At 66.4% G+C, this 18,728-nt stretch carries 20 protein-coding genes and 1 tRNA gene; 12 read left to right on the forward strand and 9 right to left on the reverse strand.

Features of this window, described 5'->3' with window-relative positions; genetic code table 11:
* The first annotated feature begins 108 nt into the window (after nt 1-108).
* Together sucC and sucD are read left to right on the forward strand one after the other, a co-directional pair.
* Nucleotides 109-1,251, forward strand: coding sequence for an ADP-forming succinate--CoA ligase subunit beta (gene sucC / locus U3A55_RS07705; RefSeq protein WP_330990905.1), 1,143 nt, complete (start codon nt 109-111; stop codon nt 1,249-1,251).
* Nucleotides 1,248-2,117, forward strand: a complete 870-nt coding sequence (gene sucD / locus U3A55_RS07710; RefSeq protein ID WP_330990906.1) for a succinate--CoA ligase subunit alpha — start codon at nt 1,248-1,250, stop codon at nt 2,115-2,117. Before sucC ends, sucD begins: the two co-directional genes overlap by 4 nt.
* 174 nt (nt 2,118-2,291) lie before the next feature.
* Here sucD and U3A55_RS07715 read toward each other — a convergent pair whose 3' ends face one another.
* Nucleotides 2,292-3,443 carry a helix-turn-helix domain-containing protein gene (locus U3A55_RS07715; protein WP_330990907.1) on the reverse strand — a complete coding sequence of 384 codons (1,152 nt, stop codon included), beginning with the start codon at nt 3,441-3,443 and terminating at the stop codon, nt 2,292-2,294.
* 88 nt (nt 3,444-3,531) lie between these two features.
* Between U3A55_RS07715 and U3A55_RS07720 the strand changes: the two genes are divergently transcribed.
* Nucleotides 3,532-3,816: a hypothetical protein gene (locus U3A55_RS07720; protein ID WP_330990908.1), complete on the forward strand. Its 285-nt coding sequence runs from the start codon at nt 3,532-3,534 to the stop codon at nt 3,814-3,816.
* A 25-nt stretch (nt 3,817-3,841) separates the two neighbouring features.
* On the forward strand, nt 3,842-4,861 hold the full coding sequence (locus U3A55_RS07725; protein ID WP_330990909.1) for a DNA-methyltransferase: 1,020 nt from the start codon (nt 3,842-3,844) through the stop codon (nt 4,859-4,861).
* 55 nt (nt 4,862-4,916) lie between these two features.
* On the opposite strand, the gene U3A55_RS07730 is transcribed toward U3A55_RS07725, so the two are convergent.
* A complete protein-coding gene (locus U3A55_RS07730; RefSeq protein WP_330990910.1) occupies nt 4,917-5,234 on the reverse strand; it encodes a hypothetical protein in 318 nt (105 codons plus the stop codon).
* 138 nt (nt 5,235-5,372) lie between these two features.
* Between U3A55_RS07730 and U3A55_RS07735 the strand changes: the two genes are divergently transcribed.
* The gene (locus tag U3A55_RS07735; RefSeq protein ID WP_330990911.1) at nt 5,373-5,867 is read left to right on the forward strand and encodes a hypothetical protein; all 495 of its coding nucleotides are present in this window, start codon (nt 5,373-5,375) and stop codon (nt 5,865-5,867) included.
* A 23-nt stretch (nt 5,868-5,890) separates the two neighbouring features.
* Here U3A55_RS07735 and U3A55_RS07740 read toward each other — a convergent pair.
* Nucleotides 5,891-5,965: transfer RNA gene (locus tag U3A55_RS07740), tRNA-Val, on the reverse strand.
* 37 nt (nt 5,966-6,002) lie between these two features.
* Nucleotides 6,003-6,257 (reverse strand): DUF7553 family protein, encoded by a 255-nt coding sequence (locus tag U3A55_RS07745; protein WP_330990912.1) that lies wholly within the window; start codon nt 6,255-6,257, stop codon nt 6,003-6,005.
* Between the two features lie 187 nt (nt 6,258-6,444).
* On the opposite strand from U3A55_RS07745, the gene U3A55_RS07750 reads away from it, so the two are divergent.
* The gene (locus tag U3A55_RS07750; RefSeq protein WP_330990913.1) at nt 6,445-8,169 is read left to right on the forward strand and encodes an adenine deaminase C-terminal domain-containing protein; all 1,725 of its coding nucleotides are present in this window, start codon (nt 6,445-6,447) and stop codon (nt 8,167-8,169) included.
* On the opposite strand, the gene U3A55_RS07755 is transcribed toward U3A55_RS07750, so the two are convergent.
* Nucleotides 8,159-8,692 (reverse strand): cob(I)yrinic acid a,c-diamide adenosyltransferase, encoded by a 534-nt coding sequence (locus U3A55_RS07755; protein WP_330990914.1) that lies wholly within the window; start codon nt 8,690-8,692, stop codon nt 8,159-8,161. The two genes, U3A55_RS07750 and U3A55_RS07755, sit on opposite strands and share 11 nt — an antisense overlap.
* A 117-nt stretch (nt 8,693-8,809) precedes the next feature.
* Nucleotides 8,810-9,073, reverse strand: coding sequence for a glutaredoxin family protein (locus U3A55_RS07760; protein ID WP_330990915.1), 264 nt, complete (start codon nt 9,071-9,073; stop codon nt 8,810-8,812).
* An 85-nt stretch (nt 9,074-9,158) separates the two neighbouring features.
* Between U3A55_RS07760 and aspS the strand changes: the two genes are divergently transcribed.
* Complete coding sequence (gene aspS / locus U3A55_RS07765; protein WP_330990916.1) at nt 9,159-10,469, forward strand: aspartate--tRNA(Asn) ligase; 1,311 nt, start codon at nt 9,159-9,161, stop codon at nt 10,467-10,469.
* Between the two features lie 60 nt (nt 10,470-10,529).
* The gene (locus tag U3A55_RS07770; RefSeq protein WP_330990917.1) at nt 10,530-11,165 is read left to right on the forward strand and encodes an NAD(P)-dependent oxidoreductase; all 636 of its coding nucleotides are present in this window, start codon (nt 10,530-10,532) and stop codon (nt 11,163-11,165) included.
* On the opposite strand, the gene U3A55_RS07775 is transcribed toward U3A55_RS07770, so the two are convergent.
* A complete protein-coding gene (locus tag U3A55_RS07775) occupies nt 11,162-12,400 on the reverse strand; it encodes an ABC transporter substrate-binding protein (protein ID WP_330990918.1) in 1,239 nt (412 codons plus the stop codon). The two genes, U3A55_RS07770 and U3A55_RS07775, sit on opposite strands and share 4 nt — an antisense overlap.
* A 48-nt stretch (nt 12,401-12,448) precedes the next feature.
* On the opposite strand from U3A55_RS07775, the gene U3A55_RS07780 reads away from it, so the two are divergent.
* Nucleotides 12,449-12,655, forward strand: a complete 207-nt coding sequence (locus U3A55_RS07780) for a hypothetical protein (protein ID WP_330990919.1) — start codon at nt 12,449-12,451, stop codon at nt 12,653-12,655.
* Nucleotides 12,656-13,639: 984 nt separating this feature from the next.
* On the opposite strand, the gene U3A55_RS07785 is transcribed toward U3A55_RS07780, so the two are convergent.
* Nucleotides 13,640-14,914, reverse strand: a complete 1,275-nt coding sequence (locus U3A55_RS07785) for an MFS transporter (RefSeq protein WP_330990920.1) — start codon at nt 14,912-14,914, stop codon at nt 13,640-13,642.
* A gap of 77 nt (nt 14,915-14,991) precedes the next feature.
* Here U3A55_RS07785 and U3A55_RS07790 point away from each other — a divergent pair, with 77 nt between their 5' ends.
* Complete coding sequence (locus tag U3A55_RS07790) at nt 14,992-15,156, forward strand: DUF7838 family putative zinc beta-ribbon protein (RefSeq protein ID WP_330990921.1); 165 nt, start codon at nt 14,992-14,994, stop codon at nt 15,154-15,156.
* Between the two features lie 240 nt (nt 15,157-15,396).
* Nucleotides 15,397-16,386: a HEAT repeat domain-containing protein gene (locus U3A55_RS07795; protein WP_330990922.1), complete on the forward strand. Its 990-nt coding sequence runs from the start codon at nt 15,397-15,399 to the stop codon at nt 16,384-16,386.
* Between the two features lie 7 nt (nt 16,387-16,393).
* Here the strand turns inward: U3A55_RS07795 and U3A55_RS07800 are convergent, their stop codons facing one another.
* Nucleotides 16,394-17,059: a MarR family transcriptional regulator gene (locus tag U3A55_RS07800; protein ID WP_330990923.1), complete on the reverse strand. Its 666-nt coding sequence runs from the start codon at nt 17,057-17,059 to the stop codon at nt 16,394-16,396.
* Nucleotides 17,060-17,163: 104 nt separating this feature from the next.
* Between U3A55_RS07800 and U3A55_RS07805 the strand changes: the two genes are divergently transcribed.
* Entirely contained in the window at nt 17,164-18,639 is a 1,476-nt protein-coding gene (locus U3A55_RS07805; protein WP_330990924.1) for an RAD55 family ATPase, read from the forward strand.
* Nucleotides 18,640-18,728: the final 89 nt, after the last annotated feature.

The following is an 18,728-nucleotide window of genomic DNA, read 5'->3' on the forward strand; positions in this document are numbered from 1 at the left end:
ACACCCGAGAGTCGCCGCGAACCCGGATAAGTGTTCGTCGTTCCCGGGGTGGTACGCTTGCACAAATGGACGGCTTTAAGCGACGCCCGGCGGGAGTAACGAACGCACATGAGGCTTCACGAATATCAGGCGAAGGACGTGTTCGCCGACGCCGGCATCCCGACGCCGGGGTCGGAAGTCGCGTCCACCGTCGACGACGTCGTCTCCATCGCGGAGCGACTCGGGTATCCTGTCGCGGTGAAGGCGCAGGTCCACGTCGGCGGCCGGGGGAAAGCCGGCGGTATCAAGCTCGCCGAGGACGAGACGGAAGCCCGGGAGGCCGCCGAGGACATCCTCGGGATGGACCTCAAGGGCTACACCGTCGAGAAAGTGCTCGTCGAGGAGGCAGTCGACTTCACGAACGAGCTCTACGTCGGCGTGACGATGGACCGCGGCGAGGGCAAGCCCGTCGCGATGGTGTCGACGAAGGGCGGCGTCAACATCGAGGAAGTCGCCGAGGAGGACCCCGACGCCATCGCCCGCGAACACATCGACCCCGCGTTCGGCATGCATCCCTATCAGGCGCGGAAGGTCGTCTACGACGCCGGCGTCGACAAGGCCGTCGCGCGCGACGTGGCGAGCATCCTCACGACGCTCTACGACCTCTGGGCGTCGAAGGACGCCGCGGACGCAGAGATCAACCCGCTGATGGTCACGAGCGACGACGACGTCGTCGCCGCGGACGCCGTCCTCAACATCGACGAGGACGCGCTCTTCCGCCACCCCGACCTCGCGGAGATGGAGGACGAAGCCGCAGAGGACGAACTCGAAGCCAAGGCCAACGAGTACGGCTTCGACTACGTCCGCCTGGACGGTAACGTCGGCATCATCGGGAACGGCGCGGGTCTCGTGATGACCACGCTCGACCTCGTTGACTACTACGGTGGGAAGCCCGCGAACTTCCTCGACATCGGCGGCGGCGCGAAAGCCGAACGCGTCACGAACGCCCTCGACATGGTGTTCAGCGACGAGAACGTCGACAGCGTCGTGTTCAACATCTTCGGTGGTATCACGCGCGGTGACGAAGTCGCGAAGGGCATCAACGAAGCCCTCGAACAGTTCGACGAGATTCCGAAGCGCGTCGTCGTCCGGCTCGCCGGCACGAACGCCGCGGAGGGCCGCGAAATCCTGAACGACGAACTCGTCACCGTCGAAGAAACCCTCGAAGGCGCCGTGCAGCGCGCCGTCGAATACGCGGAGGAAGACCAATGAGTATCCTAGTTGACGAAGACACCCGCGTCGTGGTACAGGGTATCACGGGCGGCGAAGGCAAGTTCCACACCGAACAGATGCTCGAATACGGGACGAACGTCGTCGCCGGCACCTCGCCCGGGAAGGGTGGGCAGGAAGTCGCCGGCGTCCCCGTCTACGACACCGTGGACGAAGCCGTCGAAGCCGAGGACGCCGACGCGTCAGTCGTGTTCGTTCCGCCCGCGTTCGCCGCGGACGCCATCTTCGAGGCGCTCGACACGAGCCTCGACCTCGTCGTCGCCATCACGGAAGGCATCCCGACGCAGGACATGGCGAAAGTGAACAAGCGCCTCAGCGAGGTCGACACGCGCCTCCAGGGCCCGAACTGCCCCGGCATCATCACGCCCGGCGAGACGAAGCTCGGCATCCTCCCCGGCAACATCTTCGAGTCCGGGAACGTCGGCCTCGTCTCCCGCTCCGGCACCCTCACCTACCAGGTCGTCGACACTCTCACCAGCCGTGGCATCGGCCAGACCACCGCCATCGGCATCGGCGGCGACCCCATCATCGGCACGGACTTCATCGACGCCCTCGAAGCGTTCGAGAACGACCCCGACACCGACGCCGTCGTGATGTGCGGCGAAATCGGCGGCGAGGACGAGGAGGACGCCGCCGCCTACATCGCTGAGAACATGGACACGCCCGTCGCTGGCTTCATCGCCGGCCGCACCGCACCCCCCGGAAAACGCATGGGCCACGCCGGCGCGATCGTCTCCGGCTCCGGTACGGGTACCGCGGAGTCCAAAATCAACGCCCTCAACGACGCCGGCGTTCCTGTGGGAGATACCCCCGACGAAGTCGTCGACCACATCGAAGACCTGCTCTAGCAACCCCTAAACGGTCGCCTCCGGCGACCGTTTACCCGTTGCAGATCCCCACCCGACCGCACGATGGTTGGCTGGACTTTCGAGTCCGTTTTTTGTTGCGTCGTGCGTGACCAGCATGGATGCCAGTCTCATGGAGCGTCGAGCAGTCGAGAACGTCGTGAGCGGTCGTGCTGGCTACTCGGCGAGGAGTTCGTCGAGGAGGTTGCGGTGGGCGGCGCGGAGGTGCTGGTGGAAGGTCGCGGGCGCGATGTCGAGGTCGGCCGCGAGGTCGTCACCGGTCGCGTCGCGCGGCCACTCGAAGTAGCCGTTCTCGTAGGCGGTGGTGAGAATCGTGCGCTGGCGGTCGGTGAGCGCGTCGAGCGCTCCTTCGGTGGTCGCCTCCCCGCGGTCGATTTCGCGCTTCGACGCGATGGAGACGGTGGCGGCGATGGCGTCGAGGCGGTCCACGACCGCGGGGATGGTCGCGCCGGGCGCGAGGCGGGCCGTGAGGCTGGCGGTGCCGTTCTCGACACTCCCGTCAGCGAGCGTCGCACCCACGTCGGCGAGCGCGCCGAGCACCGATCCGGCGGGACGCGTCGTCTCCGCCACCACACCGCCGGACGCGGGTTCGGACACGCGCAGGCCCGCGTCGTCCGTCACCGCTCGAACGCGTTCAGCGGTCGCGTCCGGCCCGGTGACGCCGAACGTCACCGTGAACGCGCCGTCGTCGTCCGTGTACCCGAGCATCGTCGCACGACAGTCGAGTTCGCGCGTCGCGTCGTACGGGAAACTCCCCGCGTCGGTGACGCGGAGGTCGAGCTCCACGAGGCGGCCCGCGTGGAGGCGGCGGCGGCGTTCCGACGCGGCGAGCGCCGCGCCAACGAGCGCGCCGACATCCGCCAGCACCGCCACGAACTCCGGAGAGAGCGCGCCCTCGCCGCGTGCGTGCGCGACGAGAACACCGTAGAGCGCGTCGCTCCACAGGAGCGGAACCGCCGCAATACGCTCGACTCCATCGGCTTCCGCGGCCTCACGGCGCTCCGCGTCGGCGATAGCGGCGGCGGGCGCGACAGCGGGTTCGCGGTCGGCGAGCGCGCGCCCGACCGGGCCGTCACCGCCGACCGTGGGTTCCGGCACGCGCTCGAACCCGTCGTTCCGCGGCGCGGCCGCCCGCGGTTCGACAGTCTCGGTCATCCGCCGCGTGCCGAGCCACGCGTACGACACGCCGTCGACACCCGCGACCGCCACACAGACGCCTTTTTCGTGGTCGGTCCGGCCGGACGCGTCCACGAGGCGGTCGCACACCCGGTGGAAGAGCGCATTCTCCCGGGAGAGCCGCGAGTCCATACCGGCGATGCGGCGCGCCGCCACTTAGGCGCGTTGTCCCGTCCGCGAAACCACACCACACTTCTCCCCCGCCCGCGTACGCCGGGATATGTCCACGCTCGGCTCGGTTCGCGCGTTCCTCAACCGGTTCGTCCACCCGTGGATCGCCGCCGTCGTGCTCTCCGGGATCTCCCTCATCACCGTCGCCGCGGTCGCGGCCATCGTCGCGGTCGCCGCGGGGAACCTCGGGTACTACCGGTTCGAGGCGCGGTTCGTCCCGCTCTCCGCGCTCGTCTCCCTCCTCGGCATCCTCGTCATCGCCGCGTGCGCGCTCTACCTCGGCGTCCTCCGCGCCCTCCAGCTCGCGGGGCTGGCGGAGAGGAAAACACCATAGGGACGGCCATCGAGGACGAGAACGAATGCAGACCACCCACCGCACGCTCGCCGCGGACGCCCGCGACATGGCCGCCCTCCCGGACGGCTCGGTGGACCTCGTCGTCACCTCACCCCCGTACCCCATGATAGAGATGTGGGACGACCTCTTCCGCGACGCCGACCCCGCAGTAGGCGATGCGCTCGACGAGGGGGACGGCGACACGGCGTTCGACAGAATGCACGCCCAGCTGGACGCCGTCTGGGACGAGGTCGCGCGCGTGCTCGCCGACGGCGGTATCGCGTGCGTGAACGTCGGGGACGCCACCCGAACGCTCGACGAGTTCCGCGTGTACCCGAACCACTCACGAATCACGAACGCGCTCACGGAGCGAGGCCTCAGTCCGCTCCCCGAAATCGTCTGGCGGAAACCCACGAACAGCGCCGCGAAGTTCATGGGGAGCGGAATGCTCCCGCCGAACGCGTACGTCACGCTCGAACACGAGTACGTCCTCGTCTTCCGGAAGGGCGGGAAGCGCGGGTTCGAACCGATGGACGACGACCGCTACGCGTCCGCGTACTTCTGGGAGGAACGCAACGAGTGGTTCAGCGACCTCTGGACGGACATCACGGGTGAACTCCAGGCGGTCGAGAACGCCGACCGCGAGCGCTCCGCCGCGTTCCCGTTCGAACTCCCCTACCGACTCGTGAACATGTACTCCACGCACGGCGACCTCGTCCTCGACCCGTTCTGGGGGACCGGCACCACCACGACCGCCGCGATGTGCGCCGCCCGGAACTCCGTCGGGTACGAACTCGACGCGTCGCTCGTCGACCGGTTCGCGGACACCATCGACGGGATACCAGAGCGCTCCCGAACCGTGGCGCGCGAACGCCTCGACGCCCACCGCGCGTACGTCGAACGGACCGACGACGACCTCGCGTACACCGCGTCGAACTACGACCTCCCCGTCCGCACCAAGCGCGAACGCGACATCCAGCTCTACGCGGTCGACGATGTCGAAGAAGTCGCGGACGGCTACCGCGCCAGCCACACACCGGTCTGAGCGAGCGCGAGCGGCATGCTCGCGCTCAGCCGTAACGGCGAACCCGACCGGAACCCTAGTCCAGTTGCCGCCAGCGCGACGACGTGTCGAGCGCCGTCACAGCACCCTGTACGTCCCGCTGCGTCGTCTCGTAGAACCGCTCGCGGCCGACCGGCGTCCGCACCCGCAACAGCACCGTCTCCCGAGTCGCCACGAACACCGACACCTCCCACGACGACCCCACGGTCCCCCACCGCCCCCGGAGCGACGACGCGTTCCCGTCGGCGACGCGCGACCCGTCCTCCCAGTTCTCCCGCGACACACGAGACACCTCGAACGGCACGACCTCGGGCAGCCGCGCACGCGACCCCCCAGAAGACCCACGACTAGTCATACCACACCAACCGCGCTCCACCGACAAAAATTGTCGGAATCTATCGGGCCATCCACCCATACAGCACACCGCTGCTCGACAAGCCATATTTTTAATACCGGACAGGGCGACGGCACTCGCAACAGGTGTACCCGACGCGTGAGCCGATATACGGACGAAGAAACCGACACCGAACAAGACCCCATCCGAATTAGGGGCGTATTCAAGAACGAAGCCCTACTCGGAGAGACCGACAGCGATCTGAGGTACTCGGACGGAACCCTCCACTACCAGGGACCCGACGAGACCACGTCAATCGACCAGACGGCTGTCACCGAGACGCGAGTAGACCGCGATAAATCCGTGTCGGGATTCCGGTCGATCGCGTACCTGTTCGCCATCATCGCCAGTCTCATGGGCTACCTATTCACCGACTACGTCCTCCTCAACGGCGGCGGACCGCTCTCCGTCGTCGGCCTCGGCACCGGCCTGTCCACCATTCTGGCCGCGGCCGGCGTACCATGGCTCTACCGACTCGACGCCGACGAACGCATCGTCCTCCACGTCAACCACGAAAGCGGCGAACGAGTACGATTCATCACAACCGGAGAAACGGACGCGTTCCAGGAAATCGAGCGGAGACTCCAAAACTAAGCCGTCCGCAAAAGACCGCTAAGTGGGTCGGGACGGATTTGAACCGTCGGCCTGCTCCGTGTGAAGGAGCCGTCATAACCGAACTAGACCACCGACCCTCATGTACTCGTAGCCGGGTGGAAAACTTAAGACTGCTTATTCGGACCGGGACTTGCCGAGGCGGTCGCGGGCCTTCTGGAGGGCGTCGCGGGCGTCGCCTTCGGCTTTCTGTTCGAGGTCCTTGAGGTTCTGCTGGAGTTTTTCGACGCGGCTGGGCTCGGGTTCTTTCTCTTTGCCGACGAGTTCGCGGGCGCGTCGTTCCGCGTCCTCGAACTCCTCTTCGAGGCCTTCGCGGGCGTCCTCGACGGCTCGTTCGACGTGGTGTCGGACGTCCTCGAATTTCTCGTTCATAGTTGTGGGGAGGTGTCTCGTGGAGAAAACGCTTGTGGCAGATATTTAGGCCAGCCTAAATCGGAACGCTTTAGTCGTTGTTAGGCGTGCCTAAAACTGGACGTCGGTTGGCATCACTCCCGACGTTGTCTGTCCCACCCCGGCGGCTATCACAACCGCTTTCACGCCGCCGGAACACCCCCTTCCTATGCCCGATACGGACCCCGTACGCGACGTGCAGCGCGTCGCACGCGGCGACACACACGCGGACCTCGTCGTCCGCGGCGGCCGCGTCTACCGCCCCGAAACCCGACGATTCGACGATGTCGCCGTCGCCGTCGTGGACGACACCGTCGCCGCGCTCACCGAACACCCCGACCGCGTCATCGGCCCCGACACCACGGTCGTCGAAGCCAGCGAGAAAGCCGTCGTCCCCGGGTTCGTGGACGCACACACCCACCTCGACCTCCACCAGGCGTTCGATTACTCCTACCAGTACGCGCTCCGCGGCGGCAGCACCACGCTCGTCACCGAACTCGCGTCCTGGGGCGAACTCGCGGACGCGGACGCCGTCGACGCGATGCTCGACGCGACCGCCGACCTCCCGGTCTCGGTGCACGTGACGGTTCCGCCCGGCCCGTGTCTCGACACGTTCACCAGTCCGCTCTGCACGCCAGACGACCTCGCCGCTACCCTCGACCGCGAGCGCGTCGTCGGCGTCGGCGAAGCCGCGTGGATTCACGCCGTCGGCCACGAAAGCCCCCTTCACAGCCTCTACGACGCCGCACACGACCGCGGCCTCACCGTCGGCTCCCACGCCGCCGGCTGTCGAGGCGACGCCCTCGCGGAACTCGCCACGCTCGTGGACGACGACCACGAGTCCATCAGCGGCCGCGACCACGTCGAACGCGTCGAGAACGGCATCCACAGCATCGCGCGCGTCGGCACCATCCGCGACGACGCACAAGCGCTCGGCGACGCCTACGCCGAAGTCGGGGACGCGGACTTCTCGCTGTCCACTGACGGCACGTGGCCGCGCGACCTCGTCGACGGCGCGATGGACACCGCGGTCGAGCGCGCCATCGAGGAAGGCGTCGACCCCGTGGACGCCCTCCGAATGGCGACCCTCACGCCCGCGAAACACTTCGGGCTGGACGGGAAGGGCACGCTCGCGCCCGGCGCGGACGCTGACATCTTGGTCCTCGACTCCCTCGACGACGTGGACGTCTCCACCGTCGTCGCCGGCGGCGAGGTCGTCGTCGACACCCACGACCTCCAGGTCGGCCCGCAGCCCGTGGACTACCCCGAGCGCGCGTACGACACCACGCCCCGACTCCCCGACGACTTCCTCGCCGTTCCGGCCCCGGCGGACGCCGACGACGTGCGCGCCATCGAACACGAGGGCGGCCTCCTCACCTCCGAAACCACCGTCTCGCCCGACGTACGGGACGACGAACTGCACGCTGACCCGGACAGGGGCGTGCTGAAGGCCGCGCTGTACGACCGGAGTCCCGCGAACCGCGGCGGGTTCGTCGGCTTCCTCACCGGCGTCGGACTGGACAGGGGCGCGGTCGCGACCACCATCACGTGGGAGACCGCGGGCGTGCTCGCCGTCGGCACGAACGACGCCGACATGCGAACCGCGGCGGACCGCCTCGCCGAACTCGGCGGCGGCTGGGTCGTCGTCGACGAGGACGAGGTCGTCACGGAACTCCCCGCGCCGCTCTACGGGTTCTGCACGACGCGGGACGTGACGGAGACCGAGCAACACATCGGCGCGGTCGAGGAAGCGCTCCGCGGCCTCGGCGCCACCGCCGACCGGCCGTTCCTCGCGCTCCAGACGCTCACGTTCGTCGGCGTGCCCTCGCTCAAACTCACCGTCGACGGCTACGCCGACGTGAAGAACAAGGAAACAGTCGGACTCAGTACGTAGGCGACTCCTCGCGCACGCCCTCACGAGCGTTCACGAGGCGCGCGAACTCGAACAGCGCGTCCGAGAGCCGGTTCAGGTACGCGACCGCGTCCTCGTTTATCTCCTCTTCGCCCGCGAGCGCGACGACACGCCGTTCCGCCCGCCGGCACACCGAGCGCGCGTGGTGAAGCTTCGCCCCTGGTTCGCTTCCCCCGGGCAGGATGAACCGCTGCAGCGGCTCCAGTTCCTCCTCGGCGGTGTCGATGTACTCCTCGACCTGCGCCGTGTGCTCCTCCTCGACCACCGGGTTGCCCTCCTCGGGTTCCGGGTTCGCGAGGTCCGCCTGCACGACGTGCAGGTGGTTCTGCACCGTCTCCAGCCAGTCGTCCACGTCCTCGTAGCCCGTCGGCCGCACCGTCCCGACGAGCGAATTCACCTCGTCCACGGTCCCGTAGGCTTCGATGCGGTGACTCGTCTTCGACACCCGCGACATATCCCGCAAATCCGTCTTCCCCTCGTCACCGCGCTTCGTGTAGATCTTCATCCTAGGCCTCCGCCCGCGATGCGAGCGTTCGCTCGACGTACTCCACGATGTTCCCACGCGTTGGCTGCGACGCGAGCAGGCGCGCGGTCGCGGAGCGACCGCACGACGAGGTGACAGTCATCGCTCCGCCGCCGCCCGCGGCGCGAGCGTCCGTTCAACGTACTCCACGATGTTACTGCTCTCGGCCATCGTCACGCCCCGGTCGTCGTCGATGAGGACGGGGACGGCACGCTGGCCGCTCACGCGCTTGACCTCGTTTCGCTTCGAGTGCAGGCCCTCCACCCACTTCGTCTCGTAGTCGATACCGTGCTCGTCGAGGGCGTCGTGGACCTTCTGGCAGTACGGACAGCCGTCGAGCGAGTACAGGACGAGGTCACTCATACCCGACTCTCGGGCGGCCGGCCACATAGAAGTTTCCGGCGGAGATAGCAGTAGTCAAGTGGACGAGTAGACTACGCGACTGTAGATGATAGACCGCACCTACACCGGCGACGTGACGCCGGCGATGGACGGCGAGACCGTCGCCATCGCGGGGCACGTCCACGAACTCCGCGACCTCGGCGGCCTCGTCTTCGTCATCGTCCGCGACCGCGAAGGCCTCCTGCAGGCCGTGTTCAAGGAAGACCGCGAACCCGAGCTGTTCGAGCAGGCGGAGGACCTCGGCGCGGAGGACGTCGTCCGTATCTCGGGCGAAGTTACCGAGTCCGAGCAGGCGCCCGGCGGCGTCGAACTCGTCCCCGAGTCGCTGGAACTCATCGACGAGGCGGACGCGCCGCTCCCGCTCGAGATCTCGAAGGATGTCGAGGCCGACCTCTCCACCCGATTGGACAACCGCGGTATCGACCTCCGCCAGCCCGAAGTGAAGGCCATCTTCACCCTGAAGTCCGTGCTGATGGACGCGATGGAGGACTGGTTCGAGCGGGAGGGCTTCGTCGACGTGGACACCCCCCTCATCTCGAAGGGCGGCGCGGAGGGCGGCGCGGAGCTGTTCCCCGTCGTCTACTACGAGGAGGAAGCCTTCCTCTCCCAGAGCCCCCAGCTCTACAAGCAGATTCTCATGGCGTCGGGCTTCGATAAGATCTACGAGACGGGCACGGCGTTCCGCGCGGAGGACTTCGCGACCAGCCGGCACGTCTCCGAAATCGCGATGTTCGACGTTGAACTCGCGTACATCGAGGACCACGACGACGTGATGGACGTGCAGGAGGAAAGCCTCCGGTACGCGCTCGAACAGGTCGCGGAGCACGCCGAACACGAACTCGACGAACTCGACGTGGACCTCACGGTGCCCGAGGAGGACTTCCCGCGCATCACGTTCGACGAGGCGCTCGACATCCTCGAAGACGAGTTCGGGCACTTCCCGGACGACCCGACCGACCTCGACACGAAGGGGGAGAAACTGCTCGGCGAATACTTCGAAGACCAGGGCCATCCCGCGTTCTTCGTCGTCGGCTACCCCGACGAGAAGTTCTACTACATGCAGAACGTCGAGGGCGACGACATCGCCTCCCGGAAGTTCGACCTCATCTACAAGGGCCAGGAGCTCTCCTCGGGCGGCCAGCGCCAGCACGACGTGGAGAAGATGCGTGAGATGATGCAGGCGGAGGGCGTGGACGAGTCGAACTTCGCGTTCTACCTCGACGCGCTGAGTTACGGCACGCCGCCCCACGGCGGGTACGGCCTCGGCATCGACCGGCTCGTCCAGCAGGTCTGCGACCTCGACAACATCAAGGAAGCCATCCTGTTCCCGCGCGACCCGAACCGGCTCACGCCCTAAAAGCCGGCAGCGCGCGCTCACTCGCGAACTCCTTTCATCCGCGCGACGAACCATCCGGGTATGCGCGTACTACTGCTCGGCGCGAGCGGACGCATCGGTCATCGAATCGCGAGCGAACTCCTCGACCGCGGCCACACCGTCACCGGGGTCTCCCGGAGCGGCGTCGACGACATCGCGGACGAGGACTTCACGAGCGTCGTCGGGGATGCCACCGACCCAGACCAGGTCGCGCGCCTCGCCGCCGGCCACGACGCCGTCGCGTCCGCGCTCGGTCCCGCCGGAAGCGAGGGTCCGAGCGTCCTCCCCGAGATGATGGACGCCGTGCTCGCGGGAATGCGGCGCGCGGACGTCGAGCGGCTCGTGTGGACGGGCGGCGCGGGCGGCCTGCACGTCGCGCCGGACACCCTGCTCGTGGACACCGAGGAGTTCCCGGACGACTGGGGGGACCTCGCACGCTCCGCCATCGACGCCCTGGAACGTCTCCGCGACGCCGACGACATCGCGTGGACGTACGTCGCGCCCGCGGCGATGATCGAACCCGGCGAACGCACAGGAGAGTACAGAACGAACGTTGACGAGCTCGTCGCGGACGACGAGGGCGAGAGTTACATCACGATGGAGGACTTCGCGGTCGCGTTCGTGGACGAACTCGAAACGGGCGAGCACGTCCACGAGAACGTCGGCGTCGGCTACTAGAGGTCGCCGTTCATGATGGCCGCAACCTCGTCCCGGTCGAACAGCTGTTCTTCTTCGGGAATCTCGGGGTAAGGACCGCCGTCGTAGCCCGGCCACTCGCCGAACACGTCAGGGTAGAGCTGCTTCGCCGTCATCTCGAGCTGGAAGAGATTCATCACGGGACCCTGAAGTGGGTTGCCGCCGGCGTACACGCGGTCGTTCTCGACCGCGGAGAGCCGGCTACCGACCTCATCCTCCTCGAGCGTCTGCCGAACGCTCGTGACGTCGTAGTAGGAGTAGCTGTAGCGGTTGACGATAACATCGGGGTCGACTTCGAGCATCTGCTCGTAGTCGTACGAAGACTGGTAGGACACGTCGCTCTCGGCGAACGCGCCCGAGGCCTGCATCGGCCGAGTGTGGGCGTGTGCGAACCCGTCGGCGTTGAACTTGGAGGGGTAGAAGGTGCCGTCGATGAAGATGACGGACGCGACGGTCGGCCGCTCGGACTCCGGCGGAAGGTTCGACTGAATCGTGGAGAGCACGTCGTCGTGAATCGCGGCGAGCGCGTCGTAGCGCTCCTGCGCCTGGAACACCTGCGCGACCTTCTCCGAAATCTCCCAGAGCGTGTAGTACTCGTAGCTGTCGGCGTACGCTTCGGGGGGTTCGGTGTTCCGGCGGCTGAGAACGTTCCCGAACCACGGCGCGACGTTGTCGCGGATCTCCTCCACGTCGTCGATATCCCAGCCGTCGAAGGAGACGACGAGCGCGGGGTCGATGAGGTGGAGGTCGGAGTTGAGGTCGTAGAACACCTCCTTGTCGACGGTGATACCGGACCCGCCCTCGTTGAGCTGAGTGAGTCCCTCCTGGTCGAAGGAGACGCCGTCGAGCTGGTCGTAGTAGGCGTGGAGTGACCCAGCGGCGTTCGTGCTGAATCCGAGGGAGTTGACGGCGTCGCCGTAGCCGTACGCGACCGCCATGTCCGCGTAGAGGAGGCTGTACACCATCACGTTCGTGGGTGGTTCCTCGAACCCCACCTCGCCGACGGGTGCCATCGACACCGAATACGGCTGGTTCGCGTCGGTCGTTCCGGTGCCGGCGTCCGTCGTTCCCCCGGTCGTCGAGTCGGTTGTCGTCGCGGTCGTCGTATCGCCGCTGCCCTGGCAGCCCGCAAGCAGGGCGCTGCCGGCGAGCGCGCCGGCGGAGGCGAGGTATCTCCTGCGCGTCGTGTCCGTGGGTTCGTCCGGATCCGGAGCCATGTGATTTAGGGTGGCCTAAAGAACCAAAGGCGTTACTGTCTGAGGCCGATGTCACTGCAGAATGAGACGACGACCGTGACGACCGTCTACAACCTCACGTTCAACACGGGCGTCCCGAACACCACGTTCGAGTACGAGTCCCCAGCTGACGCGACCATTGAAACGACGACACTCCCGTCGGTCCGGACGTATGACTCGCGGAGTGCGGCCGCACAGAACGTGAGCTTCGCGCTCCCCGAGCCAAACGTTCCTTGAGGGATACGACCTCGAACAGGTCGGTGTCACTCGCTCCGAGGAGAACGTGAGCGCGTCACTCCAATACGTGAACGAAACCACGTCTCTGTCAATGATGAAGCGGAACCACCAGATGGAGACCACTCCTGGTGGTGAGACAGTCTCGATACACGAGGAGACCGGCGTACCAGGATGTATGGAGTATCGGGATAGTCACGTGGGGATGTGGTGACTACCAGTACAGCGTGACCGGTTCGATTTCAGAGGCGGCACTCATCGCCACAGCAGAGTCAATCGAGTGCACCTCGACACCCACCGCCGCAAGTGCCTAACTAATACCTGAAGTAGGACGTATCACCGCGAAAGTCACTATACACGTGCTGGAAAGTATCAATCTGTTTTTTAGGAGCGTTTTTCACGATATCGGTAGTCAAGATAGAGTCGAAGAAACCCGAGCGGGGTGATGAGAAAAAAGATGTACTCACTAGTTGTCGCGAGGTTTAATGTTGTGAAGTGATCGGTCACGGTCAATAGGACTACTAATGAGAGCAAGAGATCGACCACGCGTGCCTGAGGAGTTTCTGAGAGTATTTTGATCATGTACTCAGCTTTGAAGAGAAGGTACTAAAATTTGCTGTAGTTGAAATAAACCCAATAAAGGCTATTTGACGAGATCAGGATCTACGACAAGTCCGGTTGTACGCGCGAATAACGTTAATTATATTCCGAATTACTTATATTTCCATTGTTCCAATCCGACTCAGCGTCGTCTAACTCGCTGACTCGATACGCCCCTCTGTGTTAGTGTCGTAGTCTGCGGCGGTCGAATTGAAGCCGTAGATAGCGAATTGAAGCCGTAGATAGGTTTGTAGACCGAGGAGTTGAGTTGAACCCCACTACTACCGTCTAGTTGGAGCTCAAGTTCAACCCCAGCACCTTTGTCACCCTGATGTAATACGGGATCGGTGGGGCTTGTTTTTCGAGGTTTGTATAGTCTGATATGGTTTATTCAGGGTGGAACCGTTCACCGCGGGCGAGGAAGTAGAGGACGCCGAGCACGCCGACACCGGATGCGAGGGTGAACGCGAGAACGGGACTGTGGTCGTAGAGCAGGCCGCCGAGGAGCGCGCTCGGAATCACGACGACGTTCCGCACAAGGTAGTACGCGCCCGTAGTACTCCCTCCTTCGTCGCGGGCGGCGGGGCCGACGATGAGCGCCTTGTGCGCGGGCAGCCCGGCGAACCGGAGGCCGGAGAACGCGAACAGCGCGACGAACACCCACTGGTCCGCGGGTGCGAGAATCAGAACGGCCGGGAAGACGGCGTACACCGCGAATCCGAGCGCGACGACGGGCTTGAGGCCGACGCGGTCGGCGAGCCGGGCGACGGGGAGCATGCTGAGGAGCGCGACAGCCATCTCGACGGCGAGCAGAACGCCGAAGAACGCGGCGGGACCCAAGATGACACCGAACCCGGCGAAGGAGAGGTCGCGGAGGTCGGTGACGACGAGCACGAAGAACACGTACACCATGCCGTTCGCGAAGCGGACGAGCGTATCCGCGACGAGGAGCGGGCGGAGTTCGCTCGGAAGACCGCGGAGGTCGGCCCGAACGCTCGCAATTCCCGAGAAGGTCTTCCCGAGGGAGTCCTGGCTGGCGTCGTACAGCCAGTGCTGGCCGAGCGTGGCGAGCAGCGCGAACGCCACAGCGACGAGGAGTACCCACCGGAATCCCACGGCGAAGTCCACGCTCACGGCGAGAATACCGGCGGCGAGCAGCGGGCCGAGGAGGAAGCCAACACGTCGGAAGGTTTCCGTGCTCGCGAACCCGGTGGCGAGCCGGTCCTGCGTGACGCTCTGTTTCACGATGGCGAACGTCGCGCCCAGCCCCAGCGACTTCCACGCCTGCGTGAGGAACAGTCCGGCGAATATCCAGAGCCACGCCGGGAGCGCGGGCGTTGCGAGTGCGGGTGCGGCCCACCAGACGAGGAAGCCGAGCGTGGAGAGCGCGCCGAACACCGTGAGCGCGCGCCGCGACCCGACGCGGTCCGAGAGCCGGCCGCCCGGATAGGGGTAGACGGCGCTCACGAGGTTGCCGAGGCTTCCGTACAGGCCGACCACGCCGGCGCTCGCGCCGAGTACGGTGAGGTACTCGGGCACGTACCGGCTCGTCATCTGGAATGCGAGGCTGAACGCGAACATCGCCACCGACACGACGAGGACGCCGCGTTCGAGCGCTGCGAACTGGCGGAACGCGTCCAGCGGGTCGGGCGTCTCGGACATTACGGGGGTGCTCGTGCTCCCGGCTATTGAAGGGTCGGACCGAACGATTCAACACGACACGGTTCGAGCAACCGCGTATGGCCCGCGAACTCGACCACGAGTGCCCGGAGTGCGACGAGGAGCGCGAGTTCTACCGCGCCGCCGCCACGCACCTCCACCTCGGCCTGAAGACGAAGTGGTACTGCCCCGACTGCGGTTTCGGGTTCGTCCGAATCAACGGAATCGACTCGACCGCAGTCTAGAGCAGCGTTTTTCCCGTTTCCCGCCGGTAAGCCCTCGGCTCTCGAACCACCCGATAAACCATATTTCGAAATATAGAATTCGGTGTTCGGGTTCAGTCCGCGGCCGGACTCGGGGTGTTCGGCTTCCTGCCCGACCTGTTCGTCGGGGTCGCCATCGTCGTTCTCCTCTACCAGAGCCAGACGTAGCGCGGGAACCCGAGTCTTGAAGGCGGCGGACGCGAACGAACGAGTCACCGGCCGATGGACGACCCGCCAGCGACGGACCGACTGCGCGCGCTTCTCCGGGACGGCGAGTACGATGCCGCGAGCGACGGCCTCGCGCGGGTCGTGAACGCGGACGAGGCGGCGCGACGACAGGCGTTGAACGCGCTCCGCGACCTCGCGGACGACCGGCCCGACGCGGTCGCCGGGGTTGCGGCCGCGGTCGTGCCGTTCCTCACGGACGACGAGCGGTCGTTCCGATTGGGCGCGGCGAAGCTGTTCGCGGCGCTCGCGGACGCCAACCCGGACGCGGCTCGCCCGGTCGCGGACGCGCTCGCCGACCGTTTGCGGGACGACGACGAGTTCTACTTCGTTCGCGCGCGGTGTGCGGAGGCGCTCGGGTACGTCGCGCTCGACCACCCGAGCGTCGCGTCGCCGGCCGTGCTCGCCGACCTCCGCGTCGGCCTCGAGTTCGACGAGCCCGAGGTGCGAGAGCGGCTGGCGCAGGCGCTCGAGTGCGTCGCGCTCGGCGACCCGGGTAGGCTCCGCCACCACGTGGCGGCGCTCGCCGACCATCTCGACGACGGGAGCGACCGCGTTCGCTACCACCTCGTGTCGGCGCTGGTCGCGGTCGGCACCGAACACCCCGGCCGGCTCGCCTCCGCTGCGGACGCTCTCACCGGCCGACTGGACGACGACCGCGTCCACGTTCGCGGGCGGGCGGCGGAGGCGGTCGGCCTGCTCGCGCGCGCCGGTGCCGACGCGACGCTCCCCGAGGGCGCGCTGGAGGCGGCGGCGGACGGCGAGGCGTTCGTCGCCGAACGCGCGGCGTTCGCGCTCGACGCAATCCGTGGTGACGGCGGAGGGGACGTGCCCGACGAGGTGGGGACGCTGGCGGGCGTACGGCGCACCACGAGGGCGGCAGTGGCGGAGATGACCGCGCCCGACGGCGAGTGCCCCCATTGCGGGCTGGCGCTCCCGTCGTCGGGCGGGCCGCCGATGTGTCCGCGGTGTGGCGCGCCTCGGTAGCCTCCGGTCAGGAGAAGAGCGCGGCGATGCGGCGGGCGAAGGATGGGACGCGGAGGTCGTGGTCGGCCTCGAACGACGCGGACGCCTGGATGCCGGTGCCGGTCCGAACTCGCAGGAGGGAGAACCGTTCGAACATTTTCATTTCGAAGCGGAAGTTTGCCTGGGGGAGTTGCATCTCGTCGAGTGAGTAGTCGCGGACGAGACGCCGGAGCGCGCGCTCGAACTCCGCGTCCGTGTACTCGTCGACGGCGTCTTCGGTCGCGTAGAGGATGGTGACGTGGTCGCCGTCGTAGAGCCCGACCATCCGGAGGGCGTCGCCAAATTCGTCGTGGAGGAGGTCGAGGAGAGCGTGTTCGCTCTCCGTCTCCGGGTCGTCGAACGACCAGTCGACGCCCTGAATGTCCTGCCGGCATCGCTCCCACACGTCGGTGCCGCGGTCGGAGAGGCCGTAGCGCCGGCCGCGCTGCTGGTCTTCGGGTACGAGGAGTTCGACGACGTTTCGGTCTCTGAGTTCGGAGAGCGTGCGCGAGATGTGGGGTTGTCGGTAGCCGGTTCGTTCGGCTAGGTCCGTCGGGGTCGCGGGACCCTCGCGTGCGAGGGCGGCGAGAACGTCGGCGCGGTAGTCCGACCGGAGGACGAACGCGTCGACACCGTGATCCTCACTGTTCGGCATACCCTATGCGTGGTATCCCCGCAGGAATAGAAGTACCGAGGTACATACCAACTGTATACCAAAGTATTTGAGTTTGTGGAGAGGAGTCGTAATCAAGGGATAGAATGGGGATACCAACCGGAGACAACATCCTGGACCGCGCGCTCAACGGTGGCCTCCCGGAGAACAGAGCCTACCTCGTGACCGGCGGCCCGGGTACGGGGAAATCCACGCTCGCGATGAACTTCCTTCAGGCGGGCCTCGAACGCGGGGAGCGCTGTCTCTACATCTCGACCGAACAGTCCCCGCAGGGACTCAGAGAAGCCTTCGAGGAGTTCTCGTTCGAAATGCACCACGAGAACCTCACCATCACCTCCGTCCACGCGACGCCCGGCGACCCACTCGACGGCGAGCAGGGAGAGTTGACGCTGGAGACGCTCGGGGAGGACGCCGTCGTCGGCGCGGAGTTCGACCCGCCGTTCAGCGCGACGCACGTCGAACGACACCTCGAACGGTTCGCGCCCGCCGACCGCGTCGTCTTCGACAGCCTGTCGGGCGTGCGGTTGGTCGCGTCGTCGGACGGCGAGTTCCACCGCGCCACGCTCGACCTGATTCGGCTGTTCAGCGAGGCGTTCGACGCCACCTCGATATTCACCGCCGAGCGAGTTGACGACGCGGACGGCACCGTCCCCGACTACCACCCGTCCGAGTTCAAGTTCCACGGCGTGTTCCGCGTGTGGCGCGACGACACGGCCGGCGAGTACCATCGGTTCATCGAGATTCCGAAGATGCGCGGCGTCGACCACGACCTCCGCCGGTACGAACTCCACCTCGCGAACGGCACCATCCGCGTCGTTCCGCGGAACCGCTCGCTCCCCCCGGAGTTCGCCGGGCGCGGACAGTTGTCGACGGGTGTCGACGGGCTCGACGACCTCCTCGGGGGTGGGCTGCTCCGGGAGACGACCTCGCTCGTGACGCACGACGGGAACGCGGGCGTTCACGCGCTCGTCGTGAGCGTCGTCGTCGAAGCGCTCGCGAACGGTGCGACGGTGACGCTCGTCCCCGCTGTGAACACGAGTCTCGACCACCTCCGTCACCTCGTCGCGGACCGTATCGGAGACCTCGACGACCTGTTCGACGAGAACCGGCTGTTCGTCGTGGACGCCGTCGAGAGCGACGAGGAGCGCCATCGGAACGTGTTCTCGCTGGGGAAGACGTTCAGCGCCGAGGACGTGTTTCGCGAAATAGACGAGCGGCGCGGCGAGCGGGCGAACGTCACCGTCGTCAACACGGCGACGGTCGTGCAGTCGCTCGGCGAGGAGCGCGCCCGCGAACTCAGGTACTGGCGGGAATCGACCCTGCACGGGCCGGACGACCACACGATGTACGTTCACGATCCCGCGACGATGCCGGACGAACTGGCCGCGTTCTACCGGGAGGGCGCGTGGCAGATAGCGCGCACGTGGCTGGACGGCACCGGCCTCCAGTACATCAAACTGGAGAAGTCGCCGGGCGGCGCGCTCGGAAGCACGCGTCTCGTGGAGTACACGACCGAGCCGCCGTACGTCAACGTGCTGTCGGCGCCCCGCAACCACCGGTGATACCGGCTATGTCTGTCGCGATGGAAACCGATAGGTCCCTGGCCGGAGTGCGGTCTGATATGGCACAGCAGTCCAGTGGTCGTTTTTGC

Origin of the sequence: Salarchaeum sp. III, assembly GCF_036418315.1 — an archaeon.
GTDB lineage: Archaea > Halobacteriota > Halobacteria > Halobacteriales > Halobacteriaceae > Salarchaeum.